This window comes from Stenotrophomonas sp. Ker107b (assembly GCF_053847245.1).
This window is the reverse complement of record NZ_JBSPHX010000001.1, coordinates 265,059-286,889: the sequence shown is the minus strand read 5'-3', so window position 1 is coordinate 286,889 and position 21,831 is coordinate 265,059. Positions and strand designations below refer to the sequence as shown.

The following is a 21,831-nucleotide window of genomic DNA, read 5'->3' as shown; positions in this document are numbered from 1 at the left end:
CACCGGATGCTGCGTTGCACCAAATCCGTACCGGAAAGGGCTAAAATCGCTCCCAAGGTACCGCTGTGACGCCCGTCTTCACGGGCGTTCCCGGCAGCGGCGGCATCCTTCCCATGTCTCCCTACCTGAGATCCCCATGAAAAAACTAGCGAAGGTCGTCCTCGGCCTGCTCGTGGTGTTGCTGTTGGCAGCGGCACTGTTCCTGTACTGGCCGCTGCATCAGCGTTCGGTCCCGGCTGCCGGCAACGACAAGCCGGTCGACGTCGTCCTGGTCGGCGGCGGCATCATGAGCATCACGCTCGCCACCTTCCTGCAGGAGCTGCAGCCGGACTGGAACATCCAGGTCTATGAGCGCCTGGACGGGGTTGCGCTGGAAAGCTCGGACGGCTGGAACAATGCCGGTACCGGTCATTCCGCGTTCGCCGAGCTGAACTACACCCCGGAACTGCCCGACGGCAGCATCGAGACCAAGCGTGCCGTCGGCATCGCCGAGCAGTTCGAGATCTCGCGCCAGTTCTGGTCGCACCAGATCCGCGAAGGCCGCCTGAGCCAGCCCAGCGATTTCATCAACCCGACCCCGCACATGAGCTTCGTCTGGGGCGATGAGAACATCGCCTACCTGCACAAGCGCCAGCAGGCACTGGTCAAGAACCCGCTGTTCTACGGCATGCAGTACTCCGAGGATCGCGCGCAGATCACGCAGTGGGCGCCACTGTTGATGGAAGGCCGCGACCCGAAGCAGAAGGTCGCCGCCACCTGGATGCCGCTGGGCACCGACGTGAACTTCGGTGTGATCACCCGCCAGCTGACCGCTGGCCTGGAACGCAGCCCGAACTTCAAACTGCATCTCAACCATGAAGTGCGTGCCCTGCGCCAGAACGATGACAAAAGCTGGAACGTGACCGTCAAGGACCTGAAGTCCGACAACGAGACCACGGTCAAGTCGCGCTTCGTGTTCATCGGTGCCGGTGGCGCCGCGCTCAAGCTGCTGCAGCTGTCGGGCATTCCGGAGTCGAAGAACTACGCCGGCTTCCCGGTCGGTGGCCAGTTCCTGGCGTTCCAGGACCCGGCGATCGCCAACCGGCATTCGGTCAAAGCCTACGGCATGGCCGAAACCGGCTCGCCGCCGATGTCGGTGCCGCATCTGGATGCGCGCAAGCTGGATGGCAAGCCGGTCGTCCTGTTCGGGCCGTTCGCGCTGTACAGCACCAAGTTCCTCAAGCATGGCTCCTGGTTCGACCTGTATTCCTCGGTCAACCACAACAACGTGGCCGGCATGATGGACGTGGGCCTGGAGAATCTGGACCTGGTGAAGTACCTGATGGGCCAGGCGCGTCTGAACGATGACGACCGCCAGGCCGAGCTGGTCAAGTACTTCCCCCACGCCAAGCGCGAGGACTGGAAGCTGGTCACCGCCGGCCAGCGCGTGCAGATCATCAAGAAGGACCCGGAAAAGGGCGCGATCCTGCAGTTCGGTACCGAGATCGTGACCGACCAGGACCACACCTTGGCCGCCCTGCTTGGCGCCTCGCCGGGTGCCTCCACCTCGCCGCCGATCATGCTGGACCTGCTCAAGAAAGCCTTCCCGGAGCAGATGGCGGCGGGCTGGGAAGCGCGCCTGAAGCAGATCGTCCCGTCGTATGGCCGCAAGCTCAACGACAGCCCGGCGCTGACCAATGAGATCCGCCGCCTGACCAGCGACACCCTGAAGCTGCCGTACCTGGATGTGCCGGTCGAGACCAGCCCGGCGGTGATGCTGACCCCGCCGCCGGCCGCCAAGCCGGCCGAGGCCAAGCGCAACGCCAACGAAGAACTGCAGGCGCTGTAAGCCTGCACCGGCAAGGGCCTGAGAGCCCCTGCCACGATGTTCCCTCCGGCCACCCTTGCGGTGGCCGGTTGCGTTCTGGGGGCCTGGAAAGTCTGAATGTTCAGGATTTGTAAAGCGAATGAGAACGCTTTACATTTGCACCCCGCCGGGCTTGGGGCCCGGCCATGTCCCCCAGATGATCACGAGACCCGCATGTACGCCTGCGCTGCTTCGCTTCGCCTCCCCCGCCGTGCCCCGCTGGGCCTGGCCCTGCTTTCCGTGTTGATGCTGACCGCGCCGCAGGCCTTCGCCGATGCGCCGGCAGATGCCAGCAGCAATGCCGATGCCAAGACCCTGGACAAAGTCAGCGTGGTCGGTGCGCGGGCGATGCCGTCGAGCACCACGCGGTTGCCGATCAGCCTGCAGGAAACCCCGCAGTCGGCTACCTCGATCGGCCTGCAGCGCCTGCAGGACGAATCGCTGTTCAGCATCAACGATGTGATGCGCAACGTCACCGGCGTCAGCGTCTCCTTCTACGACACCCAGCGTCCGTTGTACTACGCACGCGGCTTCGCCATCACCGATTTCCAGGTGGACGGCATCCCCACCTACAGCGGCTCGACCAACCAGGAATACGACACCGCCTTCTACGATCGCGTCGAAGTGATCCGCGGCGCCAACGGCCTGCTGAGCGGCGCCGGTGTGCCATCAGCCACGGTCAACCTGCTGCGCAAGCGCCCGGGCAAGGAATTCGATGCCTCCTTCGCGGTGAGCGCCGGCAGCTGGGACTACCAGCGCATGGAAGCCGACGTGACCGCGCCGTTGACCGCGGACGGCCGTTTCCGCAGCCGCGTGGTCGCCGCCTACACCGACCGTGATCTGTATTACGACCGGTACCACGAGAACAAGATGGCCGGCATGGCCGTGCTGGAAGGCGACCTGACCGACAGCACCACGCTGACCGTGGGCTACCAGACCCAGGACAACAATCCGGTCGGCTCGACCTGGGGCACCGTGCCGTTCTTCAACAGCCAGGGCGACTTCGCCCATCTGCCGCGCTCGACCAACGTGGCGCCGAAGTGGAGCTACTGGCAGCGCGAGACCAGCACCGCGTTCGCCAACCTGGAACAGCGCTTCGGCGAGAACTGGCTGCTGAAGATCAACACCGCCTACACCCAGGGCAACGTGCAGAACGTGCGCGTGTACGGCAGCGGCTACCCGGATCCGGCCACCGGTGCGGGCATCTTCCTGCGCACCGCCGCCGGCGATTCCGAAGACACCCGGCGCAACGTGGATGCCTACCTGAGCGGCACGTTCTCCCTGTTCGGCCGCGAGCACGACCTGACCGTGGGCGGGCAGTGGGCGGATCTGGAAGGCACGACCAACACCATCGCGCTGCGCTATCCCACCGACTGGGCACGTTGCGGGACCGAGCGCTGCTACTACATCCCGGATATCCGCGCCTGGGATGGCGACATCTCCGAAGTGACCTACGCACGTACCGGCGCACGCCGCGTCGCCAAGACCACGCAGAGCGGCGTCTACGTCGCTACCCGCCTGCGCCTGGCCGATCCACTGGCGCTGATCGCCGGTGCGCGCCTGAGCCGCTGGGAAACGCTGTCCCGCTCCTACAACGCGGCCGGTGCGTACACCGGCACCAGCGGCGCGTACAAAGTGACCGATGAAGTCACGCCCTATGTAGGCCTGGTATACGACATTACTCCGCAGGTGGCGGCGTACGCGAGCTACACCGAAATCTTCAACCCGCAGAACTTCAAGGACCGCAACGAAAACCTGCTGGCGCCGGTGGAAGGTTCGAATCTGGAAGCGGGCATCAAGTCGCAGTGGTTCGACGGCCGCCTGACCGCCAATGCCGCGGTGTTCGAGGCCAAGCAGGACAACTACGCGGTGCTCGACACGAGCGTGCCGGAGCGCTCGCTCAGCGATGGCAGCTCGGCCTACATCGGCATCAATGGCACCAAGGCACGCGGCTGGGAAGTGGACGTCAACGGCGAGATCCTGCCGGGCTGGACCGTCAATGCCGGCTTCACCCACGTCAAGGTGACCCGCGCGGCTACCGATCTGCTGTATGCCAACCCGGCCGAAGATCTGCTGCAGCTCAACACCCAGGTGCGGCTGCGCGGCGCGCTGGAGCGCCTGAGCGTGGGTGCGGGCGTGCAGTGGCAGAGCAAGGTGCAGGGCTACAACATCCCCTATCCGCTCGGCGGCACGGTGACGGTGAACCAGCCGGCGTATGCGCTGGTGCAGTTCAATGCCAACTACCGCATCAGCGACAGCTGGACGGCGACCTTGAGCGTGCGCAACGCGCTGGACAAGACCTACTGGGCCAACCTGGACTACAACAACTACGGCGAGCCGCGCTTTGTTGCGGTGAGCCTGCGCTGGAAGTACTGAGGCCCGACGACATCGCTGTGTTGAACGAACGGGTCGCCTTCGGGCGGCCTGTTCTGTTTTGTGCAACCCACCGTATACCGGTAGTGCCGGCCGCTGGCCGGCTCCTCGAAGACCCGGCATTGCGTGGAGCCGGCCAGCGGCCGGCACTACCGGGGTCGCGTCTCGCGCAGCGTCCACATCACCGGCAGCACCACTACCGCCACCACGGCGATCATCGCCCCGGGGGCCGACGACCAGCCGGTATGCCGCACCAGCAGTTCGGCCAGCAACGGCGTCGCGCCACCGAAGAACGCCGTGGCCATGGTGACGCCCAGTGCCAGCCCGCTGAGGCGCCCTTCGCCGGGGAACTGCTCGGCCGTGGCCGGGGCCGCCACCGCACTCACCCCACCGGCCAGACACGCCAGCACCACCGCCGCCAGACCGATCGCCACGGTACTGCCACCGGCCATCACCGAGAACATCGTCAACGGCAGCAGCACCGACAGCGCGGCCAGCGCGATCAACACCGGTCGACGCCCGACCCGGTCGGACAACGCGCCCGCCAGCGGCGTCACCACGATCACCGCCACCGCCGCAACCGTGGACAGCCACAACGCCTCCGATTCACTCACCTGCCCCACCGAACCGAGGAACGCGGGCACGTAGGTGATTCCAACGTAATAGGTGATCGAGCCCAGTGCGGAGATCGCAAACGTGCGCGCAATCGCGGGCTTGTGGTGCCGCCAGCTATCGCGGATCGGCGACGTCGGCACGGTGCCCTCGGCCTGTTGCCGCTCGAACTCCGGCGATTCGTGCATGGTCGAACGTGCCAGCAGGATCGCACCGGCCAGCGCCGCCCCGACGAAGAACGGAATCCGCCAGCCCCAGCCATCCAGCTGCGCCGTGCTCAGCAGCGCGACGGTCAGCGCCGACAATGCCACCGCCAGCAGGGCCCCCACTTCGCTCGCGGCCGACGCCAATGAGGTCACCAGCCCGCGCCTGCGCACGGGTGCGGTTTCCAGCAGATATGCGACCACGCCGGTGTACTCGCCGCCCACCGAGAACGCCATCAGGCAGCGCAGCAGCAACAGCAGCGCACCGGCAGCGGCACCGATGCTCTCGAAGGTGGGCAGCAGCGCGGTGGCAAGCATCGCCACGGTCATCAGCAACATTGAGGCCAGCAGCATGTAGCGTCGACCGAAGCGGTCGCCGAGATGGCCGAACACCAGCGCACCCAAGGGCCGCATCAGATACGACACCGCAAACCCGGCCAGGGTGGCCAGCAGCGCATTCTCGCCGCCGCCGAAGAACACGCGCGACAGCACCGTGGCCAGATACAGGTAAAGGGTGAAGTCGTACCACTCCACCACGGTGGAGAGGCCGGCGATGATCATCGAGCGCGTCTGCGGGCGCGCTGTGGGCGCGGTGGCAGCCGTACTCAAGCGTGCATCCTGAAAACACGCAGGCCTTCGCGGCGCGGCAGGGGACGAGATCGCATCGAGGAACTCCCGGCCGCCTGGGCCGCATCTGGACGGCGACAGCCTACGCCAGTCGATCTGCACGCCGCGTCACAGCAGAGTGCTCACGCCACGGCCGCCGGCCGAACATCACCGCGCCGGTAACTCAGCAGACGGCCGTTGCCCGGCGCATTGCCTTCATCCTCGAACAATCCCAGTTCCTCGGTCACATCAAAGCCCTGCAGGGCCATGCCACGCGAGAACGAGCCCACGTTGCCGCGGCCGGGATCGGTGATCAGCAGCTCCGCGTCCGGTTTGGCATGCCGCTGCATCATCGCCGCGATCTGATGGGCATGCCCCCGTTCGTAGAGGATGTCGCTGCCGATGATCAGGTCGAATCGCCCCAGCGAACCATCAGGGACTTCCCAGGGCAGGTCGCGGTAAGTCACCGCGGGCAGGTCGTTGAGGCCGGCGTTGTAGGCGAGGAAGGATTCGGCCAGCGGATGGTGGTCGGTCGCCACGACATCCGCGCCGCGATGCGCCAGTACCAGGCTGGACAGCCCCAGCCCGCAGCCCAGCTCCAGGATCCGCTTACCGGTCACGTCGACGTGGCTCATGGTATCGGCCAGCGCGCGGCCGGCCGGCCAGATCTGACCGAACAGGCTCCACAACGACGAGTGGATGCCGGCCCGCTGGGCGCGTCCGGTGGGATCGGAAAACTGCTGCAGATCGCTGAGCGCGCGGATACGGAAGTCGTGCCCGCCGACCGGGATGGTGAGAATGCGGGTGGTATAGCCCGGCATGAGCGCTCCGTGGGACACGGGAGCCTTCATTCCGCTGGCGGCATGAAGGGCTCTGAGAAAGGAGCGAAGGCGATCAGGTGTCGATCGCGCAGGACGCGCGTACGTGCGTGTTGCCCCCATCCTACGCCATGGGCGAGGACCTGGCTGAACGCCTCCGGGCGGTCTTGCGTGCGTTCGGCGCGACCTTGCGCCCGGCAGGCGCGGCGCCGTAGCGCACCTGGCACACCGGGCAGAAGAACGCCCGCCGCCGGGTAGTGCCCGGGTAGGTCTTGCTGATCGGCCCGCCGCAGTGGGGACAGATGCGCTTGGTATGCACGAGCCAATGCTGGCGCAATACGAACTGCCGCTTCCAGTCCAGGAAATCGAAACTGTACTGCCGCGCCTGTTTGATGATCTCGCCCAGCTTGCGCGGTGGCAGCGCGCCGACCGTGGATTCGGGATGCACGCGGGTGCGGAACAGCACCTCGTTCTTGATGATGTTGCCCACGCCGGCAAAGATATCCTGGTCCAGCAGCGCGTCGCAGATCAACGTTTCCGGCTGCTGCTTGAGCTTCCTGCGCGCCAGCCCGGGATCCCAGGCCGGGTCCATCACATCCCCGCGCCAGTCGTAGGTGTCCTCCAGCGCGCCTTCGATGTACTTCACCGACGAGGCATAGAGGTTGAGCTCGCCGTTGTCGAACTGCAGCGACACCCGCGGTGGCGACGGCTTTCGCTCATCGATGCGGTAGCTGCCGAACATCAGCATGTGCACGCGCAGGCTGAAGCCGCGGAACTCGATCAGGAAGTGCTTGCCCCAGCTGCGCAGCGCGACCACGCGGCGCCCCTCCATCCGGGTGAGGTCGAGCGAGCTGTTGCCGGTGGCCAGACGCACGGTCTTGCCGCGGAACTTGGCGGCCGCTTCACGCAGGATGACGATGGAGGGACCTTCAGGCATGTCCGGGCTCCTGCAGGGCGGCACCGCTCAGTATCTCCTGCAGCCGGGCCGCATTGGCGATGGCGAACCCATGGGCAGTGTTGTCGAAGATCACCCAGCGCGCACCGGCTCTCCGCACAGCAACCGTTCTCGCCACTGCATGCAGCGCCGCATCGTCATACGCGCTGTAGTACATGCGGGGCGCGCCATGCCATCGCCAGTAATGCCATCGGGCGTCACCGCCTGGCTGCGCAGCCTCGGGAACTCGCGCAGGGTCCGCGCCGACACGCCCGATCGCATGCCGCTGCAGCATCGCATCGGCCTGCGGCGTGAACCAGCTGGTATGGCGTGGCTCGCAGACCAGGCGCACATCGGTGCGACGGCGCAGCATGCCGAAGAAGCCGGCCGCCACCCGCGCATCGAAGGCATGGATCGGCGGCAGCTGCAGCAGCAGTCCGCCGAGCGTGCGGCCCAGGCCGGCAGTCTCCTCAAGGAAGCGGTCCAGCGCCGGACCGCAACCGCGCAGCGCTGCCTCGTGCGAGATGGCTTTGGGCAGCTTCACCGAGAATCGGAACGCGGCCGGCACGCTCGCGGCCCAGCGTTCATACGTGCGCTGCTGGTGCGGACGGTAGAAGGACGAGTTGATCTCCACCACCGGGAACCGCGTTGCGTAGCGCGCGAGCATGCTCTCACCCTCGCCGGTCAATGCGGCATGACGGCCGGGAATCGACCAGCCTGCGCATCCGATCCTGACTGACGTCGCGGGCATGGCTTACAGGCGGATCTCGCCGTCGTCCTCGCCCGACCAGTAGTGGATGCGGGCCGCGTTGACCTGGATCAGCACGATGCCAGGCGTATCCACGCCCTGCTTGAACCAGCGCTCCAGGTCCGGGACCCAATGCGCCTGCAGGGTCGCGCGGTCGCGGCTGAGCGTGGCATGGCCTTCCACGGCCACGAACAGCGGCGGCTTGCCCAGCAGCGATTTGCTGCCGGTGAAGGACAGCGCCACTTTCGGGTCGCGCTCGATCTCGGCCACCATGTCGGCGCTGTCGAAGGCGAAAAAGTAGCTGTCGCCGTCGTAGTCGACATCGCCGTTGTTGCTCATCGGCCGGCCGGCGATCTCACCGCTGGCGGTGTGGGTCTGCAGCATCGCGAAATCGATGCCGGCCATCTTCTTGGCCAATTCGGGCAGGGTCAGGGTGGTCATGGCATCTCCGCAGGTCAGGGCTCGTGCGCCCAGCCTCCGCGCAGCCCGGTGACCGAGGCGTGCACACCCACTGGCGGAAATTTCACATGAGGTGATCCTCATCGGGCACGCATCCGCACACCATCAGCGCGACCGCAGCGTGATCAGCGTGATCTCGGACGGCACGCCGATACGTGCTGCGAAGCCCGGCCACAGCCCGGCACCGTTGCTGACATACAAGGTCATGCCATCCACTTCGTAGCGCCCGGACACGAAGCCGCCGTTGGCGCGCTTGACCAGCTGATCCATACCGACGATGTGGCCGCCGTGGGTGTGGCCGGAGAGCTGCAGCGCCACGCCCTTGGCGGCATTCGCGCGTGCCTCCACCGGGCGATGGTCGAGCAGGATCACCGGCGCCTGCGGGTCCGCCCCGGCCAGTGCGGCCTTCAGGTCCGGCATGGGCAGGCCGTAGCGCGCGGCCACCGGATCGGTGACACCGGCGATGGTCAACGTCGCACCGTCACGCTGGACCTGCGTGTGGGTATTCTCCAGCACCTGCATGCCCTGCCCGCGGAAGGCCTGCATCCACTCGGCGTACTGCGCGTAATACTCATGATTGCCGGTGATCGCGATGACGCCATCGAGCGCGTGCAGCCTGGCCAGCGGCGCAAAGTCGTTGGCGCGGGCGCTGACGCTGCCGTCGATCAGATCCCCGGTGATCACCACCAGATCCGGATGCAGGGCATTGCTCTGGGTGACCACCTTCTCCACCCAGGCACCGGTGAGCAGGCGGCTGGCGTGGATGTCGGTGAGCTGAAGCACCCGGTAGCCGTCAAACGCGGCCGGCAGCCCATCGATGGCCACCTCGATCTGCCGCGGCTTGGGGACCGCCATGCCCTGCCAGATGCCGTAGGCGGACAGCAGCAGCGCCAACGTGCCCGCCGCAGGGCGCAGCCACGCCGCGCGGAGCATCGGCAGCACGCGCCGCGCCCGGACCAGGCGCGCGATCAGCAGCAGCGCATCCAGCACCAGCACGAACACCGCACTGATCAGCAGCGTGGTGAACCCGGTCGCAAGCACCGCGATCACCGCTTTGGGAATCTCGGGCGAGGCCATGGTCCCGGCGAACTGGGCCACGATCCGGTGGTGCAGTGCCAGTGCGACCACCAGCAGGCCCAGTACGATCCGCACCGGACGCGACAGCCGCAGCGGCCAGATCACGCGCCACACCAGATACAACGCAAGCAAACAGCCGATCACACTCAGCACAGGCACATCCTGGAAACGTGGGGGGACAAACCCTGCCATCGTTCCTGATTCAGGCCGCGCATTCCAGTGCAGGCGTTCGGGATGATTCAGGCAGCGCCAGGCCGGCGGGTGCAGTGTCGGCCGCGCCGATGGGTGTGGGAAACTGTCGTCCGTTGTACCCGCCGTCGATACGCTGCACCTGCACGCTGTCCGATCCTGCGGGTGCACGCCGGCACTCCCAGGACAAGGACTACAAGGATGGCGTCACTGCGCGGCCCGTTGCTGGGCATTCTCTTCTTCAGCGGTGCGTCCGCTGCCGCTGCCCCGCCTACCGAAGCGGTCTATTTCATCAGCCAACAGGTCAGCGCGGCCGACAGCGCGGCCCCCGCGCTGCGCAAACGCATGTTGACCGGTGTGACCCTGGCGCCCGGCCACGGTCTTCGCACGCGCCTGCTGTGGTCCGCGCCGACCGGCAGTGGCGTCGGCCGCAGCACGCTGGCGCTGGATCCGGATACGCCCGATGCGCAGGCGCTGCTCGAGGTCATGGCCGCCGGCATCGACATGCATCTGGACGACCAGGGCCGTGTCACCGAGGTGCGTTCACTGGCGCCACAGGCATGGCAGGCACTCACTGCCCGTCAGCCCTACCTGGCGCAGGTGCTGACCTCGTCGGAGCAGGCGCTCGGCCTGCGCCCCCGGCGTCTGCCCGCGGCGCTTACGGTGGGCCAGCACCTCGTGCAGCACGATGCCACGCAGGGTCTGGGCGCGATCGTGTGGCGCATGCAGGTCCGTGCGGTGACCGCCGATGCCGTGGTGCTGGACACCACCGTGGAGGGCGACACCTTGCGCGGCAGCGGCCGCCAGGCATTGCGCCGTGCCGACGGCATGCCGTTGGAAGCGCGCTTCGAATTCCACGTGGCCGCCGGCAAGAACGGCACGCCGGCCACCACGCACCGTATGCACCTGGCGAACCTTGCCGAGATCGCCACGCCGGACGTGCTCTCGGATGAGGACGGCGCGTCGGCGCATGACGCCACCGATGAGGCGCTGCGGCGCCCTCCCTTCTCTGCTCCATCGCGCGATCCGGCAGATTACGTCGTCGATTCGCAGGAAGATGGCACGCTGGAGCCCTGGATGCTCGATGCGGCCGCGCTGCCTCGCATCGAGAAGAGCCTGCTGTTCGGTCTCAGGCCTGATGCCCGCACATCGCGCCCTCTGCTCCGCCTGGGAGGTGAGATGCGCGCCGCGCGTGACATCTCCGGCAACACCCCCACCGCACCACCCCTGGTGGTCTCCGCGCGGATGCGCGAGGTTGAACTGCTCGACCATGCCGGTCGTGCGCTTCCCCACTTGCGGGCGGTCCCGGTGCCACACCTTTGGATGCTGATGGAGAGCTACCAGATCGGCGAAAGCGACCTGGCGTTTCCACTGCGGCTGCCGCTGGATACGCGCGCGGCGCAACTGGAGGCACTCGACAGCCTGCGGGCGACGGTCGATGTGGAGACTTACCAGTGGGACGGCAGTGAGTCACTTGCCCAAGGGCAATCGTCGCAGCGCAATCCCCAGGCGCGGATCGTCTGGACCTCGCCCCAACGCGTCACCGTGTTGCAGGACCTCCCGCCGCCCGCACAGACCCGCGGTGTCTGGACGACAGCCGTACCGGTGGACGCGGCCGGCCGCCCGATCGCTGCCGCAACGCAGATGGCCGGACGCACCGCCGGCACTGGCACGCGGGAAGGCCGCGAGCGACCGCTGAGCTGGGAGCAGGATCGCCTGCCGCTACGGCTTGAGATCGCTACGGCGCAGCCGATCGCCGCGCTGAAGCTGCGGCATTACCGTTGGGAGACCATGTCACGCCAATGGGTGTTCCAGAACGCGAGCACGCTGAGCGGCGCCGCGCCGCACTGACACACCACGATTGTGGCCTGCTGAAGCGCAGGCCTTTTCCGCAGCCTGGCCAGGGAGGATCCGTCAGGCCCCCGCATTGCTCTGCGCGGCCGTCAGAGGACGGATGACCGCACCCAATGCAATGTTATATTATTTCTTTTTAACCACACGCCCGGAAAGGCACGACCCGATGAGAACCAAGGCAATGGTGTCCGCCGTATTGGCGACCCTGTGCGCAGGCGAAGCACGCGCACAATCCGGCGATGCTGCGATCACCCTGGGCAGCGTGCACGTGCGCGAAGGCTCACACCGCCCCTTGGCCGCCAGCCGCGTGCTGACCTCGGTGGATGTGCTGGGCGGCGACCAGGTGCATGAGAAGAATGTGTCCAACAGCTGGGAGCTGCTCGGCCAGATGCCGGGCATGCAGCTGACCGAAACCCGCCAGGGCGCGGAATCCGGCAAGGCCACCTTCCGCGCGTTCAATGGCGAGGGCTACCTCAACGGCATCAAGATCCTGATCGACGGCATCCCCAGCAACGTCAACAGCGGCAACCAGCGCTTCATCGACATGGTGTTCCCGCTGGACATCGACTACATCGAAGTCGTGCGCGGGACCAACGATCCCCGCTACGGCCTGCACAACATTGGCGGCAACATCAACCTCGGCACCCGCCAGGGTGGCAACTACACCGATGCGCGGCTCACCTACGGCAGCTACCACACCCGCGAAGCGCAGGTCGCGATCGGTCGCGAAGCGAACGGTGTTGCCCAGAACTACTTCCTGGCGTCACAGGCCTCCGATGGCTACCGCGACCATGACCGTTCGAAAAAGTACTCGCTCGGCGGCAAGTGGTTCTACAGCGGCGAAGAGGATCTGTTCACCATCGGCCTGATCGCACGCGTGTACCACCACGAGGCGGACGAGCCCGGCTTCATGACGGCTGAAGAGTTGGCCACTGACCGCCGCGGATCCGCGCTCAAGAATGCCAACGATGTCGACGACCGCGACATGCGCCATCTAAGCACCCATCTGGACCTGCAGCTGAGCGACACCGTGCATGTCAGCAACAAGCTGTACTACAACCGCTACGAGGACGATCGGCAGGTCACCTTCACCCGTTACGTTCCCGGCAACGCGCCGCGCCAGCGCCGCCAGTGGGATGAGAAACAGACCGGCCTGCTCAGTACGCTGACCTGGGCGGCCACGCCTGCACTGACAGTCGAGGGCGGCCTCAACGCCGAGCATCAGGACAACACGTATCGCCGGCTGCGCTACAACCACGCCATCCCGACCGACTTCTCGACCCCGGCGCGGATCCAGAACGACGACCGCTATTCTTTGGACAACCTCGGTGCTTACGTGCAGGCCGTGTATCAGCCCACCCCTGCCCTGAAGATCGTGCCTGCCTACCGCGTCGACCGCTTCTCCGGCAGCACCCACCTGCCCGGTGGCATCACCGCCCCGCTGCAGCACTACGGCACGATCGAGCAGCCCAAGCTGAGCGTGGTCTATGCGATCACCCCGGCCTTGAACGTCTATGCCAACTGGGGCAGGACGTTCCAGGTACTGACCGGCTCCACCGCACCGGCCTACCTCACCGCCGGCCAGGCGACCTTCCGGCCCTCGATCAATACCGGCAAGGAGGTAGGCATCAAGTTCACCCCGGCGGTCGGCACCGACGCGCGCATCGCGGTGTGGCGCCAGGATGCAACCGACGAGGTCGCCAACATGCCCGCCACCGGCACCTCGGTCGGCCTGGGCCAGACCCGTCGCGAAGGCGTCGACCTGCAGGTCACCACGCGCCTGGGCGACCAGTGGACGCTGTGGGGCTCGCACGCCATCCAGCAGGCCAAGGTGGTCAGCGCCTTCACTACCGACGGTACCGCGCTGGCCGGCAACGAGGTGATCGCCACACCGCGCTACATCAGCAACATCGGCCTGGACTACCGCACCAACGAGCGCTGGACCTTCGGCCTGCAGGGCCGGATGCAGGGTGACTATTACATTGAAGAGCGCAACACGCAGGGCAAGTTCGGCGCCTTCGCGGTGCTCGATGCCAGCGCGTCGTATCAGCTGTCCGAGCGGCTGAGCGTGGACGTGCAGGTGAAGAACCTGACCGGCCGCGACTACGCGTATGCGTGGTACGACAACTTCTTCTGGGGCGGCGATGACCAGCCGATGTTCTCGCCCGCACCGGGGCGCTCGGCGTATGTATCGTTGAACCTGAAGCTCTAGGGGCCCTGCCCTCAGATCCAGCGCTGATCCAGCAGTTCGCGCTTGATATAAGCGTAGAACACCGGGGCCGCAACCAGTCCCGGCAGCCCGAACGCGGCTTCCATCACCAGCATCGCCAGCAGCAGTTCCCACGCACGTGCCTGGATCTCGCCGCCGACGATGCGCGCATTGAGGAAATACTCCAGCTTGTGGATGACCACCAGGTACAGCAGCGCGACCACGGCCACGTAGAACGACACCGACAACGCGACGATGGTGATGACGGTATTGGAGATGATGTTGCCCACTACCGGCAGCAGGCCGGCGAGGAAGGTGATCAGTACGAGGGTTTTCGCCAGCGGCAGATGCACACCGAACAGCGGCAGCACCCCGAGCAGGAAGATGGCGGTGAACAGCGTATTGAGCAGGGAGATCTTCACCTGTGCGAACACGACCTGCCGGAAGGCCGTGGCCATGCGGCTGGTGCGGCCGATCAGCTCCTGTGCCAGCGGCCCCATCTTGGGCAAGGGCAACTCGTCGTAGAGCGCGATCATCGCCCCCAGCACCATGCCGATCAGGATCCGCACGCTGATCTGCACGGCCGAGGTGCCGGCGATGCCGAGCTGCTGGCGGTGCGTCGCCGCCCAGTCGTTCATGGCCGTGCGCAGCGCCTGCAGGTCTTCCGGGATATAGGGCTGCAGCAGGTCCGGTACCTGGTGGCGGGACGTGTTGAGGATGTCCATCAGGCGCATCAGCAGCGCATCCGGTCCACCGGTCTCGTTGCGGAAGAACGAGGCGATGCCGATCGCCGCCAGGGTCAGCGCCCCGATGATCAACGCCGACAGCACGATCACCGAATAGGCCCGTGCGCGCCCCGGCGGCAGCTTGCCTTCGACGGTGGAGGCCAGCAGGTGGGTCAGGTGGAACACCAGCAGGCCCGACAGCAGGGTTACCACCAGCCCGAGTTTCAAGGTCAGCCACATGCCCAGCAGCATCAGCACCCAGGCGGCGATGCGGGCGGTGGGCGGCTTGGGCAACGCGGGGATCACTATGGACATGCGGGCGCATCCTGACGGGTGGTCCATGGTACTGCCCAGCGCCATCAAGAAACTGCACAGGCCCAGGCGAACGGGTTCAGCTCGCCGCCATCGCGCAGCGTCGGCCCGAGCTCGATGGCTGTCTGCAGCGAGCACATTAAGCAGGCCACTTCGGCTGCAGAATCCCCGGCGCCTCGCCCACATTCAACGGCGCAGATGATGCTGCGTGCTATCTCTTCAAGGCGCTGGAGTACGTCTTTCAATACGCTTCAGCGATCAGAAATGAGACCACCATCTTGGCCCCGGCGCAGGTCACCATGTTAGTGTTTCGACAAGCAAGCAAGGAGCTGTATCGATGCCTGATGGAATCTCCACGATGTCGACCATGCACACTTCACGCCATCCGATTGACCGTCTCGCAACGAGACCACATTTGGCACAACGGCAGAACGCCATCCAGCGCTCAATCAAGCCGATGGCACGCCTGAAGATCCCACCTTCGCTGTAATCGCCGCCGCCATCGCGGCCATCTGATCTCTTCATGACTGACGACGGCCGGTTCTTCATGAGCGAGATCGCCGCACGGTTGAGCGGCTGCGAAGTGCCACTCAATCATGGCCACGCGTATGGCTTTGATCTTCTGCACGCGATCATGGATACCTATGTAGGGCGGCACCCCGAACTGGTTTACACGCGTGACAGGGCTGTTGGCGATCTTCTGCTGCCGGCGGTTGCTGGCGTTGTGACCCGGTTGTCGACAGCACGGGAACTCATGGCCTATCCCGGCGTGCTCAGCTGCCAGATGAACGTTGCGATCGGCGATTGCATTCAACCGAAGCGATCGTCCGGATTCTGCGCCGGCTACGTGCAGGTCGAAGGACGGACGTCTGCCGAGGTCCAGGAGCGCATGCAACGGATCCTCGACGGCTTCGTCCTGGATGTTGCCCACACCCCTTCTTGAACGCCATGCAGGAGCAACGAATGAACCACTTGACCGCGCGGATGGCGCTTCTGGGTATCCCCGCCTTGCGCTGGGTCATAGTCAGCTGCCTGTTGGCGAACATCGGCGCTGGCATGGTGCTGCTTACCATGTCGTGGACGGTCGTAAACCAACACGCATCCGTATCCGCACTGGCGGGACTGATGGTCTGTTTCTGGCTGCCCTCCCTGCTTCTTGCCCCCGCAATCGGCCTGCTGGTCGACCGGGTGGACAGACGTCACATCGTCATGGCGACGAAGATCCTGCGCGTGGTTGCCCTTGTTGCTGCCGCTGCACTCTACATCAGGCACCCGGGCGTTGCTGCGCTGATGGCTCTGGCGTTCGTGATGGGTTCCTGTGCTGCCCTGTACACACCAGCCCTGCTGGCCATGGTCCGTGAGCTGGTCGACGACAGCAGGCTGCTGCATGCCAATTCCACGGTTGACATCGCATTCGAGGTTGGTTTCATCGTCGGCATGCCGATCAGCGGAGCACTCATGATGGTCGCTTCACCGGCGACGGTGCTGCTGATAACCGCGGGCCTTTTCGCAGCGGCATTTTTTTGCATGCTGTTCGTGCGCAAGGAACACCTGGAGTTCCGCTGCGATCCAACCAGCAAGGGCAGCTACTGGCAGGACACCCGTGACGGCGTCCGCTACCTGCTGGGAGAGCATAGGCTGGTACTGCTGTACAGCATACAGATGCTTGTTTACGTCACTCTGATGACGACAAGCATCCTGCTTGCGCCGTTCGCCAAGGTGGTGCTGGACCTCAGTTCAGGCCAGTTTGGTGCAATCGAAGCGTCGCTGTCGGCAGGTGCCGTGATAGGGGCGTTCGTCCTCCCGGCTGCCGCCACGCGGTGGGGTTATGGTCCTGCGCTGGTGGCCGCGACGCTTGTAATGGCCCTCTCTTTTGCGATCTTTGCCCTGACCAGTTCGTTCTGGAAGGCATTCTTCCTCTACTTTGTGATCGGCACCTGCCTGTCCGCTTGGTCGGTGGTGACGACCGCCGCGCAGCGGCTTACCGAGAAGGGGATGCAAGGGCGTGTACAGACTGCAGCCAACGCGGTCTCCAGCGCTCTCATACTCGTCATGTATGGCCTGGTCGGCGGAGCCGGCGCCCATGCTTCCATCCGCTGGAGCTATGCTTCGGTCGTGATAATCTCAGCGATGGCATGCGTCATTGCCTACTACGCGTACTTCGTCTGCAAGGAGCCCGTTGCAGACGCACCTGCGTAATGGAATCGATTGGGTGCATGGCTGCTGAGGCTGCGGTGACACCGGCACCGCGGATGGACACGTTGCCCCGCCGCTTCGGCCAACCGGCGCGGCGGGGTGCCAGGCACCGGACTGCCCTCACCTCCGCCCGGGCGAGGCAGTCGAGCCCCGCAGCATCAAACTGAAATCCAGCGTCTGCTGAAGCGGCACATCAACACGTTCGATGATGGCGAGCAGCAGGTTGACCGCGCGGGCACCGATCTCCCGCATCGGTTGCCTGATGGTCGTCAGCGGAGGCGTGAGGTAACACGACGATGCCAGGTCGTCGAAGCCGACGACGGACAGATCACCCGGCACCCGGATGCCCAGATCCCGGCAGGCCGCCAGGACGCCCAGCGCCATCTGGTCGCTGAAACAGAACACCGCCGTCGCTGTTGGCGCGCGCGCCAACAGCGACATCCCGGCCGCGTGCCCGGATTCGATGGTGAAGTCGCCCGGCACGACGCTCAACTGGCGCAGGCGGCCACGCGCCTTGGCAGCGGTCCGGACGCCTTCCAGTCGTTGCTGGTGCAGAGGATTGTCGCGCGGCCCACCGACCACGGCGATCCGCTCGTGCCCCAGCCCGTACAGGTGTTCCATCACGGCGCGCGCGGCGGCCGCGTTGTCGATGTGGACGCTGGGGATGCCCAGCGCGGGATCGAATTCGCAACCGTTGACCACCGGCGCGGCAATGCCCTGCTGCTGGACGATGTCACGTGCCGTAGGCGGGAGGCGATGCCCCAGCACGATCAGGCCGTCAGCCTCGTTGCGCCGGAGCATCTGCGCGTAGCGTTCCTCGCGCTCGGGCAGGTTCTGGGTATCGCCCAGCAGGACGGCGTAACCAACGGCCTGCGCCGCGTCCTCCGCGCCCTGCAGGATCTGGGCGAAGAACGGGTTGGCGATGTCCGGCACGGTGACCAGGATCTTGCCGCTGCGCTGGGTCTTGAGTGTCCGGGCAACCGTGTTGGGGACATAGCCCAGCGCGGCGGCCGCCTGCTCGATGCGCGCGCGCGTGGCCGGCAGCACTTTCTCCGGCCGGGACAGCGCCCGCGACACCGTGCCGGCCGAGACGCCGACGTGCTTTGCAATGTCGTAGATGGTGGCCATGGCGTTACCTCTTCCTTCCGCTGTGCAGTGCACAACGGGTCTTTCGAATGCCCCTGCTAGGATAATGCAATCGATTGCATCGAGGGCGAATCCTCTTGAAAACGCTCAAGGGTCCAGCGCTGTTCCTGGCGCAGTTCATCGGCGACACACCTCCTTTTGATCGGCTGGACACGCTGGCCGGCTGGGCCGCGGGGCTGGGCTATTCTGGCGTACAAGTGCCGACCAGCGCGCCCCACCTGTTCGATCTGGCCGAGGCGGCGCGCAGCCAGGCCTACTGCGACGACGTCGCCGGCATGCTGGCCGGGCATGGCCTGCAGATCACCGAGCTGTCCACCCACCTGCAGGGGCAGCTCGTTGCGGTCCATCCGGCCTATGACAGTCTGTTCGACGGATTCGCGCCACCGGACAAACGCGGTGATTCCGCGGCCCGCCAGGCCTGGGCGGTGGAGCAGCTGCTGCTGGCCGCCAAGGCCAGCCAGCGCCTGGGGCTGACCGCGCACGCCACGTTCTCCGGCGCGCTGGCCTGGCCCTACTTCTATCCCTGGCCGCAACGACCGCCGGGGTTGGTGGACGAAGCCTTCGCCGAACTCGGCCGCCGCTGGCGCCCCATCCTGGATGCGTTCGACACCTGCGGCGTGGATCTGTGTTTCGAGATCCATCCGGGCGAGGACCTGCATGACGGCGCGACGTTCGAGCGCTTCCTCGATGTGGTGGACCATCACCCCCGCGCAAAGATCCTGTACGACCCGAGCCATCTGCTGCTGCAGCAGATGGACTACCTGGGTTTCATCGACCGCTACCACGCGCGCATCGGCATCTTCCACGTCAAGGACGCGGAGTATCACGCCAGCGCGCGCAGTGGCGTGTATGGCGGTTACCAGGACTGGATCGATCGTCCGGGCCGGTTCCGCTCGCTCGGCGATGGGCAGATCGACTTCAAGGCGATCTTCTCGAAATTCGCGCAGTACGACTTCCCCGGCTGGGCAGTGCTGGAGTGGGAGTGCTGCCTGAAACACCCGGAAGACGGCGCGCGCGAAGGCGCCGCGTTTATCCGCGACCACATCATCCGCGTGACCGAGCGCGCCTTCGACGACTTTGCCGACAGCGGCACCGATCCTGGATCACTGCGCCGCATGCTGGGGATCTGAGCCATCACTGCCTGGGAGGGCAAACCATGACGCACACCATGTCGCGCTTGGGCGCGATGATGTTTCTGCAGTTCTTCATCTGGGGGGCATGGTTCGTCACCCTGGGGACCTATCTGGTGCAGGGGCCGTTGCAGGCCAGCGCAAGCCAGGTCGCGACGGCGTTCCTCAGCCAATCGATCGGCGCCATCGTCGCTCCCTTCCTGGTCGGCCTGATCGCGGATCGCTACTTCGCGGCGCAGCGCATCCTTGCGGTACTCCACCTCGCTGGCGCGGCGCTGATGTGGCTGGCGTCCACGGCGACAGACTTCAGCACCTTCTCCGTCTATGTCATGGGGTACATGCTGCTGTTCATGCCAACGCTGGCGCTGGCCAACAGCGTGGCGATGCGGCACATGCAGTCGCCGGAAAAGCAGTTTCCGCTGGTGCGGGTGGCCGGCAGCATCGGCTGGATCGTGGCCGGCGTGCTGATCGGCTGGCTGGGCTGGGAACAGGCGCATCGGCTCGAGCTGACCTTCCAGATGGCGGCGATGGCGTCGCTGGCGCTGGGCCTGTATGCATTCACCCTGCCCCACACGCCGCCGCTGGCGCAACAGCGCGACGCCGGCCTGGGACAGATCCTGGGGCTGGATTCGCTGCGGCTGCTGAAGTCGCGCTCCTACCTGGTGTTCTTCCTGGCGTCCATCGCCATCTGCATCCCGCTGGCGTTCTACTACAACTTCACCAACCCGTACCTCAACGATCTGGGCGTGCGCGGCGCGGCCGGCCTGCAATCGCTGGGCCAGGTGTCCGAAGTCCTGCTGATGCTGGCCATGCCGTTCCTGTTCGTGCGGCTGGGGGTCAAGACGATGCTCGCCGTCGGCATGGCCGCATGGGTGGTGCGCTACGCCATGTTCGCCTTTGGCGATGCGGGCGGGGGCTTCTCCCTGCTGGTGATCGGCATCGTGCTGCACGGCATCTGCTACGACTTCTTCTTCGTCACCGGCCAGATCTACACCGATGCGCATGCCGGCCCGGCCGCGCGCAGCAGCGCGCAGGGCTTCATCACCCTGGCCACGTATGGCGTGGGCATGCTGATTGGCACGTTCCTGTCCGGCGCGGTGGTGGAGCACTACACCACCGCAGCTGGCCCGGACTGGCAGCAGATCTGGCTGTTCCCGGCGGGCGTCGCGCTGGTCGTGCTGATCGCCTTCCTGCTGCTGTTCCGCGACCGGCCGGTGGTTGCGGCCGCCCCTTCCACCCCCTGAGGACCGCACCCGATGCCCAAGCTTGGAATTGCCATCGTCGGCACCGGCATGATCGGCGCCGTACACCATCGCGCGGCGCTGCTGGCCGGTGCGGAGATCCGGGGCGTGGCCGCCTCGTCACCGCATCGCGCACGCGACGTGGCGCAGGCATGGAATGTCCCGCGCGCCTATCGTGACATCGAAGAGGCGGTCACCGATCCGCAGGTCCACGTGGTGCACGTCTGCACGCCCAACCATCTGCACCGCGCCATGGCGCAGGCGGCGCTGGAAGCGGGCAAGCACGTGATCTGCGAGAAACCGCTGGCCACCACGCTGGAGGACGCCCAAGCGCTGGCCGCATTGGCCGCCTCGACCGGGCTGGTCGCCACGGTGCCGTTCGTCTACCGCTACCACCCGGTGGTGCGCGAGGCGCGCGCCCGCATCGCGCAGGGCGAACTGGGGCCGCTGCACCTGATCCACGGCAGCTACCTGCAGGACTGGCTGCTGGACCCGGCCAGCAACAACTGGCGCGTGGACCCGGCGCTGGGCGGCGCGTCGCGCGTGTTCGCCGACATCGGCTCGCACTGGTGCGACCTGGTGGAATGGGTCAGTGGCGAGCGCTTCGTCGACGTCAGTGCGGCATTCGCCACCGTGCTGGCCGAGCGCGGCGCTCTCACCGGCCAGAGCTTCACCACGCCGACGGCGGGCGGCGCGATGCAGGCCGTATCCAGCGAGGACGTGGCCGCGGCGATGTTCAAGACCGGCGCAGGCACGCTGGCGTCATTGACGGTCAGCCAGGTCTCGGCCGGACGCCACAATCGCCTCTGGTTCGAGATCGACGGCACCCGGGCCAGCGTGGCGTTCAACCAGGAGGACGCCGAACGGCTGTGGATCGGCCGACCCGACCAGCGCGAGGAAACCTTCGTGCGTGGGCCAAGTGCCGGCAGTGCCGAACAACGCCGGCTGTCGGTGTTGCCGCCCGGCCATGCGCAGGGCTACGGCCACTGCTTCGAGGCGTTCGTCGCGGACACCTATCACGCCATCGACGGCGAGCGGCCACAGGGCCTGCCCACCTTCGAGGACGGCCTGCGTTCGGCGTTGATCGTCGACCGCGTGATTGCATCGGCCAGGTCCCGTGCCTGGACCACCATCGGTTGAATTCCGGGAGGAT

17 protein-coding genes are annotated in these 21,831 nt (G+C 66.1%); 9 read left to right on the top strand and 8 right to left on the bottom strand.

Annotation, left to right across the window (positions count from 1 at the left end; all coding sequences use genetic code 11):
- The first annotated feature begins 136 nt into the window (after positions 1–136).
- Positions 137–1,828 (top strand): malate dehydrogenase (quinone), encoded by a 1,692-nt coding sequence (mqo, locus tag ACWV8V_RS01500; protein ID WP_455898761.1) that lies wholly within the window; start codon positions 137–139, stop codon positions 1,826–1,828.
- A 192-nt stretch (positions 1,829–2,020) separates the two neighbouring features.
- Positions 2,021–4,222, top strand: a complete 2,202-nt coding sequence (locus ACWV8V_RS01495; protein WP_259261332.1) for a TonB-dependent siderophore receptor — start codon at positions 2,021–2,023, stop codon at positions 4,220–4,222.
- A 146-nt stretch (positions 4,223–4,368) separates the two neighbouring features.
- Here ACWV8V_RS01495 and ACWV8V_RS01490 read toward each other — a convergent pair whose 3' ends face one another.
- From ACWV8V_RS01490 to ACWV8V_RS01465, 6 genes are all read right to left on the bottom strand, one after another.
- Positions 4,369–5,595: an MFS transporter gene (locus ACWV8V_RS01490; protein ID WP_455899591.1), complete on the bottom strand. Its 1,227-nt coding sequence runs from the start codon at positions 5,593–5,595 to the stop codon at positions 4,369–4,371.
- Between the two features lie 188 nt (positions 5,596–5,783).
- The gene (locus ACWV8V_RS01485; protein WP_455898760.1) at positions 5,784–6,461 is read right to left on the bottom strand and encodes a class I SAM-dependent methyltransferase; all 678 of its coding nucleotides are present in this window, start codon (positions 6,459–6,461) and stop codon (positions 5,784–5,786) included.
- Between the two features lie 121 nt (positions 6,462–6,582).
- Positions 6,583–7,395 (bottom strand): DNA-formamidopyrimidine glycosylase family protein, encoded by an 813-nt coding sequence (locus ACWV8V_RS01480; RefSeq protein ID WP_455898759.1) that lies wholly within the window; start codon positions 7,393–7,395, stop codon positions 6,583–6,585.
- A complete protein-coding gene (locus ACWV8V_RS01475) occupies positions 7,388–8,143 on the bottom strand; it encodes a DUF72 domain-containing protein (RefSeq protein WP_455898758.1) in 756 nt (251 codons plus the stop codon). The genes ACWV8V_RS01480 and ACWV8V_RS01475 overlap by 8 nt, the downstream gene beginning before the upstream one ends.
- Before the next feature lie 3 nt (positions 8,144–8,146).
- The gene (locus ACWV8V_RS01470; RefSeq protein ID WP_455898757.1) at positions 8,147–8,581 is read right to left on the bottom strand and encodes a pyridoxamine 5'-phosphate oxidase family protein; all 435 of its coding nucleotides are present in this window, start codon (positions 8,579–8,581) and stop codon (positions 8,147–8,149) included.
- Positions 8,582–8,704: 123 nt separating this feature from the next.
- Positions 8,705–9,829, bottom strand: coding sequence for a metallophosphoesterase (locus ACWV8V_RS01465; RefSeq protein WP_455898756.1), 1,125 nt, complete (start codon positions 9,827–9,829; stop codon positions 8,705–8,707).
- Positions 9,830–10,066: 237 nt separating this feature from the next.
- On the opposite strand from ACWV8V_RS01465, the gene ACWV8V_RS01460 reads away from it, so the two are divergent.
- Both ACWV8V_RS01460 and ACWV8V_RS01455 read left to right on the top strand, forming a co-directional pair.
- Positions 10,067–11,716 (top strand): hypothetical protein, encoded by a 1,650-nt coding sequence (locus ACWV8V_RS01460; RefSeq protein WP_455898755.1) that lies wholly within the window; start codon positions 10,067–10,069, stop codon positions 11,714–11,716.
- Between the two features lie 169 nt (positions 11,717–11,885).
- On the top strand, positions 11,886–13,931 hold the full coding sequence (locus tag ACWV8V_RS01455; protein WP_455898754.1) for a TonB-dependent receptor: 2,046 nt from the start codon (positions 11,886–11,888) through the stop codon (positions 13,929–13,931).
- Between the two features lie 11 nt (positions 13,932–13,942).
- On the opposite strand, the gene ACWV8V_RS01450 is transcribed toward ACWV8V_RS01455, so the two are convergent.
- Positions 13,943–14,968, bottom strand: a complete 1,026-nt coding sequence (locus tag ACWV8V_RS01450; protein ID WP_259261325.1) for an AI-2E family transporter — start codon at positions 14,966–14,968, stop codon at positions 13,943–13,945.
- Positions 14,969–15,488: 520 nt separating this feature from the next.
- Here ACWV8V_RS01450 and ACWV8V_RS01445 point away from each other — a divergent pair.
- A complete protein-coding gene (locus ACWV8V_RS01445) occupies positions 15,489–15,908 on the top strand; it encodes a hypothetical protein (RefSeq protein ID WP_353087097.1) in 420 nt (139 codons plus the stop codon).
- Between the two features lie 20 nt (positions 15,909–15,928).
- A complete protein-coding gene (locus ACWV8V_RS01440) occupies positions 15,929–17,164 on the top strand; it encodes an MFS transporter (RefSeq protein WP_455898753.1) in 1,236 nt (411 codons plus the stop codon).
- 117 nt (positions 17,165–17,281) lie between these two features.
- Here the strand turns inward: ACWV8V_RS01440 and ACWV8V_RS01435 are convergent, their stop codons facing one another.
- Positions 17,282–18,289 (bottom strand): LacI family DNA-binding transcriptional regulator, encoded by a 1,008-nt coding sequence (locus tag ACWV8V_RS01435; RefSeq protein WP_455898752.1) that lies wholly within the window; start codon positions 18,287–18,289, stop codon positions 17,282–17,284.
- Between the two features lie 95 nt (positions 18,290–18,384).
- On the opposite strand from ACWV8V_RS01435, the gene ACWV8V_RS01430 reads away from it, so the two are divergent.
- From ACWV8V_RS01430 to ACWV8V_RS01420, 3 genes are read left to right on the top strand one after another with little or no spacing between them, the layout of a single operon-like run.
- Positions 18,385–19,437 (top strand): sugar phosphate isomerase/epimerase family protein, encoded by a 1,053-nt coding sequence (locus tag ACWV8V_RS01430; protein ID WP_455898751.1) that lies wholly within the window; start codon positions 18,385–18,387, stop codon positions 19,435–19,437.
- A gap of 26 nt (positions 19,438–19,463) precedes the next feature.
- Positions 19,464–20,681, top strand: coding sequence for a nucleoside permease (locus tag ACWV8V_RS01425; RefSeq protein ID WP_455898750.1), 1,218 nt, complete (start codon positions 19,464–19,466; stop codon positions 20,679–20,681).
- Positions 20,682–20,693: 12 nt separating this feature from the next.
- On the top strand, positions 20,694–21,818 hold the full coding sequence (locus ACWV8V_RS01420; RefSeq protein WP_455898749.1) for a Gfo/Idh/MocA family protein: 1,125 nt from the start codon (positions 20,694–20,696) through the stop codon (positions 21,816–21,818).
- Positions 21,819–21,831: the final 13 nt, after the last annotated feature.

What these genes read in the sequence shown, in the direction of transcription:
- ACWV8V_RS01495 (WP_259261332.1), top strand. Translation starts at nt 2,021, where the DNA reads ATGTACGCCTGCGCTGCTTCGCTTCGCCTCCCCCGCCGTGCCCCGCTG.
- ACWV8V_RS01450 (WP_259261325.1), bottom strand. Translation starts at nt 14,968, where the DNA reads ATGTCCATAGTGATCCCCGCGTTGCCCAAGCCGCCCACCGCCCGCATC.
- mqo (WP_455898761.1), top strand. Translation starts at nt 137, where the DNA reads ATGAAAAAACTAGCGAAGGTCGTCCTCGGCCTGCTCGTGGTGTTGCTG.
- ACWV8V_RS01420 (WP_455898749.1), top strand. Translation starts at nt 20,694, where the DNA reads ATGCCCAAGCTTGGAATTGCCATCGTCGGCACCGGCATGATCGGCGCC.
- ACWV8V_RS01475 (WP_455898758.1), bottom strand. Translation starts at nt 8,143, where the DNA reads ATGCCCGCGACGTCAGTCAGGATCGGATGCGCAGGCTGGTCGATTCCC.
- ACWV8V_RS01485 (WP_455898760.1), bottom strand. Translation starts at nt 6,461, where the DNA reads ATGCCGGGCTATACCACCCGCATTCTCACCATCCCGGTCGGCGGGCAC.
- ACWV8V_RS01480 (WP_455898759.1), bottom strand. Translation starts at nt 7,395, where the DNA reads ATGCCTGAAGGTCCCTCCATCGTCATCCTGCGTGAAGCGGCCGCCAAG.
- ACWV8V_RS01445 (WP_353087097.1), top strand. Translation starts at nt 15,489, where the DNA reads ATGACTGACGACGGCCGGTTCTTCATGAGCGAGATCGCCGCACGGTTG.
- ACWV8V_RS01435 (WP_455898752.1), bottom strand. Translation starts at nt 18,289, where the DNA reads ATGGCCACCATCTACGACATTGCAAAGCACGTCGGCGTCTCGGCCGGC.
- ACWV8V_RS01470 (WP_455898757.1), bottom strand. Translation starts at nt 8,581, where the DNA reads ATGACCACCCTGACCCTGCCCGAATTGGCCAAGAAGATGGCCGGCATC.
- ACWV8V_RS01460 (WP_455898755.1), top strand. Translation starts at nt 10,067, where the DNA reads ATGGCGTCACTGCGCGGCCCGTTGCTGGGCATTCTCTTCTTCAGCGGT.
- ACWV8V_RS01425 (WP_455898750.1), top strand. Translation starts at nt 19,464, where the DNA reads ATGACGCACACCATGTCGCGCTTGGGCGCGATGATGTTTCTGCAGTTC.
- ACWV8V_RS01455 (WP_455898754.1), top strand. Translation starts at nt 11,886, where the DNA reads ATGAGAACCAAGGCAATGGTGTCCGCCGTATTGGCGACCCTGTGCGCA.
- ACWV8V_RS01490 (WP_455899591.1), bottom strand. Translation starts at nt 5,595, where the DNA reads ATGATCATCGCCGGCCTCTCCACCGTGGTGGAGTGGTACGACTTCACC.
- ACWV8V_RS01440 (WP_455898753.1), top strand. Translation starts at nt 15,929, where the DNA reads ATGAACCACTTGACCGCGCGGATGGCGCTTCTGGGTATCCCCGCCTTG.